The 13,839-nt window shown below is 44.6% G+C and carries 11 protein-coding genes; all 11 read left to right on the forward strand.

Going from position 1 to position 13,839, the window contains the following annotated elements:
- The first annotated feature begins 147 nt into the window (after window positions 1-147).
- The 11 genes from O3646_RS10420 (at window position 148) to O3646_RS10470 (ending at window position 13,762) form a co-directional block, all read left to right on the forward strand.
- Window positions 148-414, forward strand: a complete 267-nt coding sequence (locus tag O3646_RS10420) for an ACT domain-containing protein (protein WP_003004214.1) — start codon at window positions 148-150, stop codon at window positions 412-414.
- An 18-nt stretch (window positions 415-432) separates the two neighbouring features.
- Complete coding sequence (locus O3646_RS10425; protein WP_070595600.1) at window positions 433-1,770, forward strand: PFL family protein; 1,338 nt, start codon at window positions 433-435, stop codon at window positions 1,768-1,770.
- 81 nt (window positions 1,771-1,851) lie between these two features.
- Window positions 1,852-2,541 carry a histidine phosphatase family protein gene (locus O3646_RS10430; RefSeq protein ID WP_371610846.1) on the forward strand — a complete coding sequence of 230 codons (690 nt, stop codon included), beginning with the start codon at window positions 1,852-1,854 and terminating at the stop codon, window positions 2,539-2,541.
- A 123-nt stretch (window positions 2,542-2,664) separates the two neighbouring features.
- Entirely contained in the window at window positions 2,665-3,366 is a 702-nt protein-coding gene (locus O3646_RS10435) for a histidine phosphatase family protein (protein WP_125826508.1), read from the forward strand.
- Window positions 3,356-4,129, forward strand: coding sequence for a M15 family metallopeptidase (locus O3646_RS10440; RefSeq protein WP_049475118.1), 774 nt, complete (start codon window positions 3,356-3,358; stop codon window positions 4,127-4,129). Before O3646_RS10435 ends, O3646_RS10440 begins: the two co-directional genes overlap by 11 nt.
- A 168-nt stretch (window positions 4,130-4,297) precedes the next feature.
- Window positions 4,298-5,332 carry a heat-inducible transcriptional repressor HrcA gene (gene hrcA, locus O3646_RS10445; RefSeq protein ID WP_371610847.1) on the forward strand — a complete coding sequence of 345 codons (1,035 nt, stop codon included), beginning with the start codon at window positions 4,298-4,300 and terminating at the stop codon, window positions 5,330-5,332.
- Window positions 5,333-5,356: 24 nt separating this feature from the next.
- Entirely contained in the window at window positions 5,357-5,881 is a 525-nt protein-coding gene (grpE, locus tag O3646_RS10450) for a nucleotide exchange factor GrpE (RefSeq protein ID WP_371610852.1), read from the forward strand.
- A 249-nt stretch (window positions 5,882-6,130) separates the two neighbouring features.
- Window positions 6,131-7,954 (forward strand): molecular chaperone DnaK, encoded by a 1,824-nt coding sequence (gene dnaK, locus O3646_RS10455; protein WP_371610848.1) that lies wholly within the window; start codon window positions 6,131-6,133, stop codon window positions 7,952-7,954.
- Window positions 7,955-8,140: 186 nt separating this feature from the next.
- Window positions 8,141-8,773: a DJ-1/PfpI family protein gene (locus tag O3646_RS10460; protein ID WP_371610849.1), complete on the forward strand. Its 633-nt coding sequence runs from the start codon at window positions 8,141-8,143 to the stop codon at window positions 8,771-8,773.
- Between the two features lie 157 nt (window positions 8,774-8,930).
- The gene (dnaJ, locus tag O3646_RS10465; RefSeq protein WP_371610850.1) at window positions 8,931-10,064 is read left to right on the forward strand and encodes a molecular chaperone DnaJ; all 1,134 of its coding nucleotides are present in this window, start codon (window positions 8,931-8,933) and stop codon (window positions 10,062-10,064) included.
- A gap of 161 nt (window positions 10,065-10,225) precedes the next feature.
- Entirely contained in the window at window positions 10,226-13,762 is a 3,537-nt protein-coding gene (locus O3646_RS10470) for a family 20 glycosylhydrolase (protein WP_371610851.1), read from the forward strand.
- The last annotated feature ends 77 nt before the right edge of the window (window positions 13,763-13,839 follow it).

The following is a 13,839-nucleotide window of genomic DNA, read 5'->3' on the forward strand; positions in this document are numbered from 1 at the left end:
CAAAAAAAATAAAGAGGCTAGGACTTTTGTCCCAGCCTCTTTATTTTTTTATACACGTTTAATATATCCGAACGTTCCCAGTTGAGAAGGGCCATTTTAAGGGGATTGTGCTACAATGGAAGCAAATAGATAGAATGGAGCAGTGAAATGAAAGCAATTATTACAGTCGTTGGTAAAGACCAAAAAGGAATCGTAGCGGGTGTTGCAACGAAAGTAGCAGAATTAGGACTCAATATCGATGATATCTCTCAAACTGTATTGGATGAATACTTTACCATGATGGCGGTCGTATCGTCAGATGAGAAAAAAGATTTCACACAGCTTCGTTCAGAGTTGGAAGAATTCGGTCAGTCTCTGCATGTGAAAATCAATATCCAAAGCGCAGCGATTTTTGATGCTATGCACAATTTGTAAGATAGGGGTTGAGAATTTATGGACATTAGACAGGTAACAGAAACCATTGCCATGATTGAGGAGCAGAACTTCGATGTTCGGACCATCACCATGGGGATCTCCCTTCTAGATTGTATCGATCCAGATATCGAAAAGGCGGCAGAAAAAGTCTACAATAAGATTGTGACAAAGGCCAAGGACTTAGTGGCTGTTGGGGATGAGATTGCGGCAGAACTTGGCATTCCAATTGTGAATAAACGGGTTTCAGTCACTCCAATTTCCATTATTGGGGCAGCAACCAATGCGACAGATTATGTACCCTTTGCCAAGGCACTAGATCGTGCGGCCAAAGAAGTTGGGGTCAACTTTATCGGTGGTTTCTCAGCCCTTGTTCAAAAAGGCTACCAAAAAGGGGATGAAATCCTCATCAACTCCATTCCTCGCGCCCTTGCAGAGACGGATTTTGTCTGCTCTTCAGTCAATATCGGATCGACCAAGACGGGGATCAATATGACAGCTGTCCGAGATATGGGCCGTATCATTAAAGAAGCATCCCAAGCAGATCCAATGGGGCCTGGTAAGCTCGTAGTTTTTGCCAATGCAGTAGAAGATAATCCTTTTATGGCGGGTGCCTTCCACGGTGTCGGTGAAGCGGATGTTGTCATCAATGTTGGGGTTTCAGGACCTGGTGTCGTCCAACGGGCCATTGAAAAAGTTCCAGGAGCTAGCTTTGATGTATTGGCTGAAACAGTCAAGAAGACAGCTTTCAAGATTACCCGTGTTGGGCAATTAGTGGGGCAAATGGCTAGTGAACGTCTCGGTGTTGAGTTTGGGATTGTAGACTTGTCTCTCGCACCAACGCCAGCTGTTGGGGATTCGGTTGCTCGTGTCCTTGAAGCCATGGGGCTTGAAGTAGTAGGAACCCACGGGACAACAGCAGCCCTAGCTCTGCTCAATGACCAAGTGAAAAAAGGCGGCATCATGGCTTGTAACCAAGTCGGTGGGTTGTCAGGTGCTTTCATTCCGGTCTCAGAAGATGAAGGGATGATTGCGGCGGTCCAATCCGGTCATATCAACCTGGAAAAATTGGAAGCCATGACAGCCATCTGTTCCGTCGGTCTGGACATGATTGCCATCCCAGCTGATACTCCAGATACAACCATTGCGGCCATGATTGCCGACGAAGCAGCTATCGGCGTTATCAACCAAAAGACAACAGCCGTTCGGATCATTCCTTATGGAAAAGAAGGCGATATGTTAGAACTCGGTGGACTTCTTGGATCTGCTCCGGTAATGAAGGTCAACAAAGCTTCATCAGCTGACTTTATTGCCCGTGGTGGTCAAATTCCAGCTCCAGTTCATAGCTTTAAAAACTAATAGAAATCTAGTATAATAGTAGAAAATAGAAAAGTCTGTGATGATGAAACTTCAGACTTTTTTCTTGCAAAAGGAGACAAGATGGCTAAAACAAGATTATTTGTGATTCGTCATGGGAGAACCATGTTTAATACCATTGGCCGTGCTCAAGGCTGGTCCGATACGCCCTTGACAGCAGAAGGAGAACGAGGGATTCAGGCTCTGGGAATCGGCTTGCGTGAGTCTGGTTTGGAGTTTACTCGAGCTTATTCCAGTGATTCAGGCCGTGCCATTCAGACTATGGGGATCATTCGCGATGAATTGGGCTTGAAAGACCAGATTCCTTATCGCTTTGACAAACGGATCCGCGAGTGGTGTTTTGGTAGTTTTGATGGGGCTTACGGTGGGGAGCTCTTTCACGGTGTCGTGCCACGTGTGCTAGATGTAGAAGATTATAAGACCCTGACCTTGGAAGACTTGGCTAATGGCATCTGCCAAGTAGATACAGCGAATTGGGCTGAACCTTGGGAAGTTTTAAAAAGCCGAATCCTAGAAGGTTTTGAAGCCATCGCCAAAGAAGTAGAAGAAAATGGTGGAGGCAATGCCTTGGTGGTCAGCCATAGTTGGACCATTCAGACCTTAGTCTGCTTGGTCGAAGGAAAACCAAATCTCAATCTGCCTCTTTCAAATGGGAGTGTTACCCTTGTAGAATATGAAGATGGAAAATTGACGGTTAAGGGGATTGGAGATAGCAGTTACCGTGAGGTCGGTGAAAGCTTGCAAGAATCCTAGTCCATAATGAAAGGCTGACCCTTTGGTCATGGCCTTTTCTTTTTCTCAAAACTTGTAAGAGCTTTCCTACTTTCTTTTTGCAAAAAATGATATAATGAAAGAGATACATACGGAGGTAATACAATGACAAAAACCAGATTATATATTGCTCGTCATGGAAAAACCATGTTTAATACCATTGGGCGGGCACAGGGCTGGTCAGACACTCCGCTGACAGAAGCAGGAGAGCGTGGAATTAGAGAATTAGGTCTTGGTCTCAAGGAAGCTGGGCTTTCTTTTGAAGAGGCTGTTTCGAGTGATTCTGGACGCACCATTCAAACCATGGGAATTATTCTTCAGGAACTTGGTCTGACAGGAAAAATCCCTTATCGTTATGACAAACGAATCCGTGAGTGGTGTTTTGGTAGTTTTGATGGTGCATATGATGGCGATCTCTTCATGGGGGTTTTACCCCGTGTCTTTAAGGTCGAGGATTTTCATCAGTTGAGCTTGATGGAGTTGGCAGAAGGGATCGTTGAAGTCGACACCACTGGTTGGGCTGAATCTTGGGGTGTCTTGAGTGGTCGGATCAAAGAAGGGTTTGAAGCCATCGCAAAAGAGGTGGAAGCAACTGGCGGTGGCAATGCTATTGTGGTTAGCCATGGTATGACCATTACGACCTTGATTTATCTCATTGATCCAAAAGCGGTTGAAGAATTGGTCTTGGACAACGGAAGCGTGACGGTTTTGGCCTATGAGGATGGTGCCTTTCGTATTGAAAAGATTGGGGATATGTCCTATCGTAAGGTTGGAGCAAAACTTCTAGAGGGTAGCCATGACGAATAAGTATAGACGCGCAAGAAAAAAACGTAAGAAATGGTGGCCTTACCTATTGAGTTTCTTTCTTCTTGTGGTCCTTGGATCGGGAATTGGTGCTTACTTAGCGAAGCCGAGCTTGTTTTCAGGGCTTCAGTTTTGGAAGGCTAAAAAAACAGCTGTAACGACTCCCTCTTCTTCTAAGAAAAAGGAAGAAAAATCAGATTTACCAGCCGTTTCGACAAAAGACTGGCAGTTGATCTTGGTCAATCGTGACAATGTGAAGCCTGAGCTGAACCCACAATTAACAGATGTGGATGCTATCAAAGTGGATAGTCGGATTGTAGAACCGACTCGTCAATTTTTAGAAGCGGCTCGAAAAATTGCCCCAGAAGAAACCTTGATATCAGGCTATCGAAGTGTGGCCGAGCAAACAGAGCTCTATAATGAACGTGTTGCGCAACTAGAGGCTAGCGGCCTTTCGCACGAAGAAGCTGAAAAGCAGGTGCAGACCCAGGTACAGGTCCCTGGTGCGAGTGAACACCAGACAGGGCTTGCGATTGATATGAGTGTCGAAGCTGGTCAAAGTGATGAGTTGGGCTTGCAGCTGGCTGCCATCGCACCGCAATATGGCTTTGTGCTTCGCTACCCAGATGGGAAGAGCAACATCACGGGTGTGAATTTTGAGAATTGGCATTTCCGTTATGTTGGCGTAGAAAACGCTCAGTATATGGCCAACCATCAGCTAGTATTAGAAGAATATATTCAACTCTTGAAAAAAGCTGGCAAATAAGAGGAGAGTCACTTCTCTAGGTCTTAAGAATGATTTTTAGCACTCTTGAAAAAAGAGTGCTAATTTTTTGGTTTTTTCTCTTGACTTTCTTTTGGATGGGTGTATAATAGAATCATGGTTTAGCACTTGAGTGTTTAGAGTGCTAAAAAATGAAAGAGAGGTGAGGTCATGGTTACAGAACGTCAAAATGAGATTCTCAATCTTGTTGTCGATATCTTTACCAAGACCCACGAACCAGTCGGTTCAAAAGCGCTACAAGATGTGATTCAATCCAGTAGTGCGACCATTCGAAACGACATGGCTGCCCTCGAAAAACAAGGCTTACTAGAAAAGGCCCACACTTCGAGTGGACGGATGCCTAGCCGAGCTGGTTTCCAATATTTTGTTCAGAACTCGCTTGATCTAGAGCTGATTGATGAGCAAGATGTCTACCAGGTGGTGAAAGCCTTTGATTTCGAAGCCTTTAAATTAGACGATATCTTGGATGCTACAGCTAAGTTACTAGCCCAGATGACGGGTTACACCGCAGTGATTCAGGATGTTGAACCGACACGTCAGCGCTTGACCGGTTTTGAGATTGTTCCATTGTCCAATCACGATGCCTTAGCGGTGTTGACCTTGGATGAATCAAAGCCTGTCACCGTCCAGTTTGCCATACCAAAGAATTTCTTAACCAGTGATTTGGAAATCTTCCACCAGCTGGTTCAAGAACGCTTCATTGGAAATACGGTCTTGGATATCCACTACCGCTTGCGAACGGAGATTCCACAGATTGTACAGCGCTATTTCAAGACGACAGACAATGTGCTGGATCTCTTTGATTACGTCTTCTCGCAACTGTTTCAAGAACTGGTCTTTGTAGAAGGAAAGGTTTCATCCTTAACCTACGCCGATCTTCAGACCTATCAGTTCTTAGATAATCCCCAACACGTAGCCTTGGAGTTACGAGGGGGAATGCCAGAAGACCAAATGACCCAGATCCTGGTTGCGGAATCCCAAGAGAAGGCTTTGAAAAATGTGACGGTCATTAGTCACAAGTTCCTGGTTCCTTATCGTGGGATGGCCCTCATGCATGTGATCGGTCCCGTAGAGATGGACTACAGGCGTGTGGTTAGCCTGGTCAATGTCATCGGCCGGGTACTGGTTATGAAGTTGACGGATTACTACCGTTACCTCAACAGCAACCATTATGAAGTAAATTAAGACCAAATGAAAGGGGTGTATGCCTTGACAGAAGATATCAAAAAAGAAGACGTGAAAGAAGAGGAAGTTGCCCAAACAACCGAAGAAGTTGTAGAGGAAACTAACCAACCTTCTGAATTAGAAGAAGCACAAGCGCGTGCCGAGGAATTTGAAAACAAATACCTTCGTGCTCATGCAGAAATGCAAAACATTCAGCGCCGTGCTAACGAAGAACGTCAACAATTACAAAAATACCGTAGCCAAGATTTGGCAAAAGCGATCTTACCATCACTTGACAACCTCGAACGTGCCCTTGCCGTTGAAGGCTTGACAGATGATGTGAAGAAGGGCTTGGAAATGGTCCAAGAAAGCTTGATTCACGCCCTGAAAGAAGAAGGGATTGAAGAAATTCCAGCAGATGGAGCCTTTGACCATAACTACCACATGGCCATCCAAACCTTACCTGCAGATGACGAGCATCCAGCAGACACCATCGCACAAGTCTTCCAAAAAGGCTACAAACTCCATGACCGCATCCTACGCCCAGCCATGGTAGTAGTGTTCAACTAGGCGAGAAAACTTAAAAACTTTGTCCGAAACGACACTAAACTATGAAAGAAAGATAAACAATGGTTCAGCTTCACCAATAGTAAGAAGCGAAGCGAACCAAAGGCGATACTCTTCGCCGTGGCGCTATCTTCGCAAACTTTGAGACCTTAGGCTCAAAGTTTAGTCAAAGAGATTGACGAAGTCAAGCTCTGACGGCGTCGCCACTTAAGAAGAGTATCAAAAAGAAAAAATCAACAAGGAGAAAAACATATGTCTAAAATTATCGGTATTGACTTAGGTACAACAAACTCAGCAGTAGCAGTTCTTGAAGGAACTGAAAGCAAAATCATCGCAAACCCAGAAGGAAACCGCACGACTCCATCTGTTGTGTCATTCAAAAATGGTGAAATCATCGTTGGTGACGCTGCAAAACGTCAAGCAGTCACAAATCCAGATACAGTCATCTCTATCAAATCTAAGATGGGTACTTCTGAAAAAGTTTCTGCTAACGGCAAAGAATACACACCACAAGAAATCTCAGCGATGATTCTTCAATACTTGAAGGGCTACGCTGAAGATTACCTTGGTGAAAAAGTAACCAAAGCTGTTATTACAGTTCCTGCTTACTTCAACGATGCGCAACGTCAAGCAACTAAAGACGCTGGTAAAATCGCTGGCCTTGAAGTAGAACGTATCGTCAACGAACCAACAGCAGCAGCCCTTGCTTATGGTTTGGATAAGACTGATAAAGAAGAAAAAATCTTGGTATTCGACCTTGGTGGTGGTACATTCGACGTATCTATCCTTGAATTGGGTGATGGTGTCTTTGATGTATTGGCAACTGCAGGGGATAACAAACTCGGTGGTGACGACTTTGACCAAAAAATCATCGACCACTTGGTAGCAGAATTCAAGAAAGAAAATGGTATCGACTTGTCAACAGACAAGATGGCTCTTCAACGTTTGAAAGATGCAGCTGAAAAAGCGAAGAAAGACCTTTCTGGTGTCACTTCAACTCAAATCAGCTTGCCATTCATCACTGCAGGCGCTGCTGGACCTCTTCACTTGGAAATGACCTTGACTCGTGCAAAATTTGACGATTTGACTCGTGACCTTGTAGAACGTACGAAAACTCCAGTTCGTCAAGCCCTTTCAGATGCAGGTTTGAGCTTGTCAGATATCGACGAAGTCATCCTTGTCGGTGGTTCAACTCGTATTCCTGCCGTTGTAGAAGCTGTTAAAGCTGAAACTGGTAAAGAACCAAACAAATCAGTGAACCCTGATGAAGTAGTTGCCATGGGTGCTGCGATCCAAGGTGGTGTGATCACTGGTGACGTGAAAGACGTTGTCCTTCTTGACGTAACGCCATTGTCACTTGGTATCGAAACAATGGGTGGAGTCTTCACAAAACTCATCGACCGCAACACAACCATTCCAACATCTAAATCACAAGTCTTCTCAACTGCAGCAGACAACCAACCAGCCGTTGATATCCACGTTCTTCAAGGGGAACGCCCAATGGCAGCAGATAACAAGACTCTTGGACGTTTCCAATTGACAGATATCCCAGCTGCACCTCGTGGTATCCCACAAATCGAAGTAACATTCGACATCGACAAGAACGGTATCGTATCTGTTAAAGCCAAAGATCTTGGAACTCAAAAAGAACAAACCATTGTTATCCAATCAAACTCAGGTTTGACAGATGAAGAAATCGATCGCATGATGAAAGATGCAGAAGCAAACGCTGAAGCAGATAAGAAACGTAAAGAAGAAGTAGACCTTCGTAACGAAGTAGACCAAGCTATCTTTGCGACTGAAAAGACAATCAAGGAAACTGAAGGCAAAGGCTTTGATGCAGAACGTGACGCAGCTCAAGCAGGACTTGATGATCTTAAAAAAGCTCAAGAATCAGGTAACCTTGAAGAAATGAAAGCAAAACTTGAAGCCTTGAACGAAAAAGCACAAGCATTGGCTGTTAAACTTTACGAACAAGCTGCAGCAGCGCAACAAGCCCAAGCAGGAGCTGAAGGAGCACAAGCATCAGGCAACGCAGGAGATGACGTCGTAGACGGAGAGTTTACTGAAAAATAAAATAGTCCAGTGGACTATTTTATCCCGAGCTTGAAAATCGGGGAGCGAGGCGTTAAGAATGACTAATCACTAAAGTGATTGTATCGCTATGGCGCCTTTCCTAAACGCCTAACTAGTAAATGATAAAAAGAAATCCAGAGGTTGCAACCCAGCCTCTGTTTTTCGGTAAAATAGAGGATGTTGCCTATGAAAAAAGTACTTTGTATCATTTATCCTAATTTTTCTCTTTATGAGATAACCGCTTTAACAAGTACTTTAGCTCTGTCTTTTGATAGTACGATTGATTATGCCGCTTCAGATCATTCGATGGTGGTCTCTGAGGATGGCTTGCCCTGTCAACCGACCAAAACACTAGATCAAATCTGTATAGAAGAGTATTCTTGTGTGATTTTGCCAGGAATGGTCAATATAGGGCCTGCCCTACAAGATGAGAAATTGATTTCGTTCTTGAGGGACCTTGGTGAGCAAGATATCCTCATTGCAGCCATTTCTTCAGCACCTCTTTTATTAGCGAAAGCAGGTCTGTTGAAGGACACGAAATTTACAGGTGGAATTTGGCAAAACTTCTTTGACTATTTTGAATTTCTTCCACGTGAGAATTTCCAACCGAAAGTGCTTGTGCAAGATAAACAGATCATTACGGCTATCGGTTTTGCCCATCAAGAGTTTGCAAGAAGAGTGATTCTAAGTTTAGGCTTGGCAGAGAATACGGACAACTATTTTAAAGAACAAAACGACTACTCAGAAGAGGATTTGATATTTACTCTATCGGACAAAGAGTTTGATCAAGTAAAGCGAAGCATAGAAAATGCCCTCTAAAGATTACATGAAAATTATAGAAAGGAACAAAGAGTGTTCGTAACTGAACACGGGCTACGGACGGTGCCAAAAAGATAGTTTTTTCTAGGACGCAAGCGTCCGTCGTCAAAACTCCTATTTTGGCTGTGTCCGTTTAACGCCCTTTGTATCTTGAATTATGAACAATACTGAATTTTATGACCGTTTGGGCGTTTCAAAGAATGCATCTCAAGATGAGATCAAGAAAGCCTATCGGAAATTATCTAAAAAATATCACCCAGATATCAACAAGGAGCCTGGTGCTGAGGAAAAGTACAAGGAAGTTCAAGAAGCTTACGAGACTTTGAGTGACGAGCAAAAACGGGCTACTTATGACCAATATGGTGCTGCGGGTGCCAATGGTGGCTTCGGTGGCGGAGCAGGTGGTTTTGGTGGCTTTGATGGTGCTGGTTTTGGTGGCTTTGAAGATATCTTCTCTAGCTTCTTTGGTGGTGGTGCAAGTCGTAATCCAAATGCACCTCGTCAAGGGGATGACCTCCAATACCGCGTCAATCTCAAGTTTGAAGAAGCGATTTTTGGTGCGGAAAAAGAAGTCAAGTACCATCGGGAAGCAAGCTGTCATACCTGTCATGGTTCTGGGGCTAAGCCAGGGACTAGTCCGGTGACCTGTGGACGCTGTCATGGTTCTGGAGTCATCAATGTGGATACTCAGACCCCTCTTGGGATGATGCGCCGTCAAGTGACCTGTGATGTCTGTCATGGTCGTGGTCAAGAAATCAAAGATCCATGTACGACTTGTCGTGGAACAGGTCATGAAAAACAAGCTCATAGCGTGAATGTCAAGATTCCTGCAGGAGTTGAAACGGGTCAACAAATCCGCTTAGCTGGTCAAGGGGAAGCCGGCTTTAACGGTGGCCCTTATGGTGACTTGTATGTTGTTGTCAATGTTGAGCCGAGCGATCGCTTCGAACGAGATGGCTCAACCATCTACTACAAGTTAGACTTAAACTTTGTTCAAGCAGCTCTTGGAGATACGGTCCATGTGCCAACTGTTCACGGAGATGTCGATTTGGTCATTCCTGAAGGAACCCAAACCGGTAAGAAATTCCGCCTCCGTGGAAAAGGGGCTCCAAGCTTGCGTGGTGGTGCCATGGGAGATCAATATGTATCTGTCAATGTCGTCACCCCAACTGGTTTAAATGACAAGCAAAAAGAAGCCCTTCAAGCCTTTGCGGAAGCAAGTGATTTGAAGGTCAACCCAAAGAAAAAAGGGTTCTTTGATAAGGTCAAAGATGCTTTAGATGATTTATAAGAATGAACGAGTTTCCTTTTGAGTAAGGGGCTCGTTTTATTTTGGATCGAATCCAAGAACTTCCTCTCCTAATTAAAGAATAATGTGACCCCTCATTGAATTTATTAAGATATCGTGGTAAATTTAAGAAAACGATTACAAAGACAATTTAGGAGGTCCTGATGAAATCACATCAACCACGTTATGCGATTCGCAAGTATGCAGTAGGAGCTGCTTCGGTGCTCATAGGATTTTTTGCTGGTGCTCATGTTGTAGCTGCAGATACGTCGAGCGTTACAGACAGTCCTTCAACGACAGTTCCGACTCAGCCAAGCGAGGGTGAGTCAACGATTTCCCTTAATGAGGAAGCTTCTCAGCCAACAGTAGAAAAACCAACGGCTCCTGCCCCAATCGTCGATCAAAGTCAACCGACACTGCCTGATCGTGAATTGCGGGTATCAGATCTTGACCGTTTGATTCGCGAAGAAGCGAGCTCTGTCGCAGAGTCGGATGTGGCAGCTCAACCAGCGACAGCAGCGACGGAAACGCCTGCTAAAGATCCTGATCAGGAAGAAAAATTAGCCAAGAAAAAGATTGTTTCGATTGATGCCGGTCGCAAGTACTTCTCACCAGACCAAATCAAGGAAATCATTGATGAAGCAAGTAAGACGGGTTATACAGACTTGCATCTTCTAGTTGGAAATGATGGTTTGCGCTTTGTGCTGGATGACATGTCTTTGAAAGTGGGAGATACTTCTTATTCTAGCCAAGCCGTGACAGATGCGGTTGAAAAAGGGACGAAGGCTTATTACGATGATCCGAACGGGACAGCTTTGACCCAGGCTCAAATGGATGATATTTTAGCCTACGCCAAATCGAAGAAAGTAGGTGTCATCCCAACCATTAATAGTCCAGGTCACATGGATGCGATTCTGACAGCCATGGAACAATTGGGGATCGAAAACCCTCACTTTAATTACTTTGGCACTAAAAAATCAGCTCGGACAGTTGATTTGGACAACCAAAAAGCCTTAGACTTTACCAAAGCCTTGGTAGACAAGTATGCGGCTTATTTCAGCGGCAAGGCAGACATTTTTAACATCGGTTTGGATGAATATGCCAATGATGCCACAGATGCCCATGGTTGGCAGGTTCTCCAAGCTAGCAAGCATTGGCCAGGTGAAGGCTACCCAGAAAAAGGCTATGAAAAATTCATCCAATATGCTAATGATCTAGCAGCTATTGTGAAAAAACACAAGATGAAACCAATGGCCTTTAATGACGGGATCTACTACAATGGCGATACTTCCTATGGCACTTTTGACAAGGATATCATTGTCTCCTACTGGACAGGTGGCTGGAACGGCTATGATGTCGCTTCTTCAAAACTCTTGTCCGAACTAGGTCATCAGATTCTTAATACCAATGATGTTTGGTATTATGTGCTTGGACGGGACAAGGCTGGATCTGGTTGGTACAACCTTGATCAAGGCCTCGAAGGAATTTCCAAGTCAGCGATTGATGTAGTTCAAAAAAATGATGGAGCTAAGGTTCCCTTCATCGGTGGCATGGTAGCTGCCTGGGCAGATACGCCATCTGCAACCTACAAAAAAGACCTTCTCTTTAAGCTCATGCATGCCTTCGCGGACAAGAATGCGGACTACTTTGTAGCAGATCCTGAAGTCGTCGAAAAAGCTCTTTCAGAAGCTCCAACTGATTTGGATCACTATACACCGGAATCTCTAGTAGCCTTTGCGGCAGCTAAAAAAGCTTTAGAAGGGGCAGGAGCAGACACGACTCGAGCAGAGGCCAAAACCTTGATCGACAATCTCAAAGCAGCTCAAGATGCTTTGGTGTATACAGAAAGCTACGCGAAAGAAGTTGCTGCAAAAGAAGCAGCAGAAAAACTCGCCATGAAGAAGGTCATCTCGATCGATGCAGGTCGCAAATACTTCTCGCTGGATCAGTTGAAACGGATCGTCGATAAGGCCAGTGAGCTGGGTTATTCTGACTTGCACCTCCTTGTCGGAAACGATGGTATGCGCTTCGTTCTCGATGATATGACGGTGGAAGCCAATGGCAAAACCTATGCCAGTGATGATGTGAAAAAGGCCATTTTAGAAGGCACCAAGGCCTATTACGATGATCCAAATGGTCAAGCCTTGACCCAAGCGGAAATGGATGAACTCCATACTTATGCGACTGCGAAAGGAATCGGCTTGATTGCGGCAGTCAATAGTCCTGGACACATGGATGCTTTGTTGGTGGCCATGGAAAAATTGGGCATTGAAAATCCACAAGCCAGCTTTGATACGGTTTCAAAAACAACCATGGATTTGACCAATGAAGCAGCAGTCAACTTTACCAAAGCCTTGATTGGCAAGTACATGGACTACTTCAAAGACAAGTCTAAGATCTTTAACTACGGAACGGATGAATATGCCAATGACGCTACCAGTGCGCAAGGTTGGTACTACCTCAAGTGGTATGACCTCTATGGTAAGTTTGCGGAGTATTCCAATAGTCTTGCAGCCATGGCGCGTGAAAAAGGCTTGCAGCCAATGGCCTTTAACGATGGCTTCTATTATGGAGATGAGGATGATGTTGCCTTTGACAAGGACGTCTTGATTTCATACTGGTCTAAAGGATGGTGGGGCTATAACCTCGCATCACCGCAGTACCTAGCAGACAAGGGCTACAAATTCCTTAACACCAACGGAGACTGGTATTATGTTTTGGGCCACAAAGGTGATCAAAGTTATCCGCTCGAAAAAGCTATCCAAAATACAGAAACTGTTCCATTTGAACAGTTAGCTTCAACCAAGTACCCTGATGTCAAATTACCGACATCCGGAAGTATGTTGGGAATTTGGGCTGATGAGCCGGCCAATGAATACAAGGAAGAAGAAGTCTTCCAGGTTATGGAAGCTTTTGCCAACCACAACAAGGACTATTTCAAGGCAGACTTCACTGCTCTTAGAAAAGCAGTTGCTACGGTGCCAACAGATCTAGACATATACACACCAGAATCTCGCGCAGCCCTTGCGAAAGTCTTAGATAGCTTGAATTGGAATGTGAGTCGTGCTCATCAAGATCAGGTGGATCAAGAAGTGGCTGCTCTGACCCAAGCCCTTGCAGGGCTCAAGCCAATTACACAAGTGGGTAGCTTGGCTGAAAATGACGTCAAAGCCCTAGTGGAAGACAAACCAAGTCTTGACATCGTGGAGAAAGAAATTGATTTTGACCTTGTGGAACGGACCAATCCAGATCTCGCTAAAGGAGAACGCAGAGTGGTCCAGGCTGGGGTTAAAGGGCAAGGTCTTGAGTATGTAGAGGTTTCGGCACTTGATCAAAGTCGAAAAGTGATCACTACAGAAGTTGCTAAAGAGCCAGTTGCAGAAATTGTTGAAGTCGGTACCAAAGAAGTCGTGATCCCAACAAGCCCTTCAGTAGAAGCACCAGTGAAGTCAGACGTGCTTGTGAACAAAATGGTTCCAGATCATTCAACACCTCAAGTGATCGCGAAGGATCAGCCAGTAGCACCAGTAAATACCCCAACGCCAATTCCAGCAGCTGTGGAAAAAGAGGTTCGTTCAGAAGCAGTATCTTCTAACAAGCAACTTCCAGAAACAGGAGTGGAATCTGCACTTGGACTCGCTTTACTAGGAGCGATCTTAGGAGCAGCAGGAATGGACTTGAAAAATAAAAAAAGAGACTGAGACCTAGTTGACTTGTAACAGGTCGAAGTTAGGAGAGTGGGACAGAAATCGGTAATTCGTTAGAATTCGATTTCGTC

The organism is Streptococcus sp. 27098_8_148 (genome assembly GCF_041432105.1).
Classification (GTDB): domain Bacteria; phylum Bacillota; class Bacilli; order Lactobacillales; family Streptococcaceae; genus Streptococcus; species Streptococcus parasanguinis_AE.

What these genes read in the sequence shown, in the direction of transcription:
- dnaJ (WP_371610850.1), top strand. Translation starts at nt 8,931, where the DNA reads ATGAACAATACTGAATTTTATGACCGTTTGGGCGTTTCAAAGAATGCA.
- O3646_RS10425 (WP_070595600.1), top strand. Translation starts at nt 433, where the DNA reads ATGGACATTAGACAGGTAACAGAAACCATTGCCATGATTGAGGAGCAG.
- O3646_RS10430 (WP_371610846.1), top strand. Translation starts at nt 1,852, where the DNA reads ATGGCTAAAACAAGATTATTTGTGATTCGTCATGGGAGAACCATGTTT.
- O3646_RS10460 (WP_371610849.1), top strand. Translation starts at nt 8,141, where the DNA reads ATGAAAAAAGTACTTTGTATCATTTATCCTAATTTTTCTCTTTATGAG.
- O3646_RS10420 (WP_003004214.1), top strand. Translation starts at nt 148, where the DNA reads ATGAAAGCAATTATTACAGTCGTTGGTAAAGACCAAAAAGGAATCGTA.
- dnaK (WP_371610848.1), top strand. Translation starts at nt 6,131, where the DNA reads ATGTCTAAAATTATCGGTATTGACTTAGGTACAACAAACTCAGCAGTA.
- hrcA (WP_371610847.1), top strand. Translation starts at nt 4,298, where the DNA reads ATGGTTACAGAACGTCAAAATGAGATTCTCAATCTTGTTGTCGATATC.
- O3646_RS10470 (WP_371610851.1), top strand. Translation starts at nt 10,226, where the DNA reads ATGAAATCACATCAACCACGTTATGCGATTCGCAAGTATGCAGTAGGA.
- O3646_RS10435 (WP_125826508.1), top strand. Translation starts at nt 2,665, where the DNA reads ATGACAAAAACCAGATTATATATTGCTCGTCATGGAAAAACCATGTTT.
- O3646_RS10440 (WP_049475118.1), top strand. Translation starts at nt 3,356, where the DNA reads ATGACGAATAAGTATAGACGCGCAAGAAAAAAACGTAAGAAATGGTGG.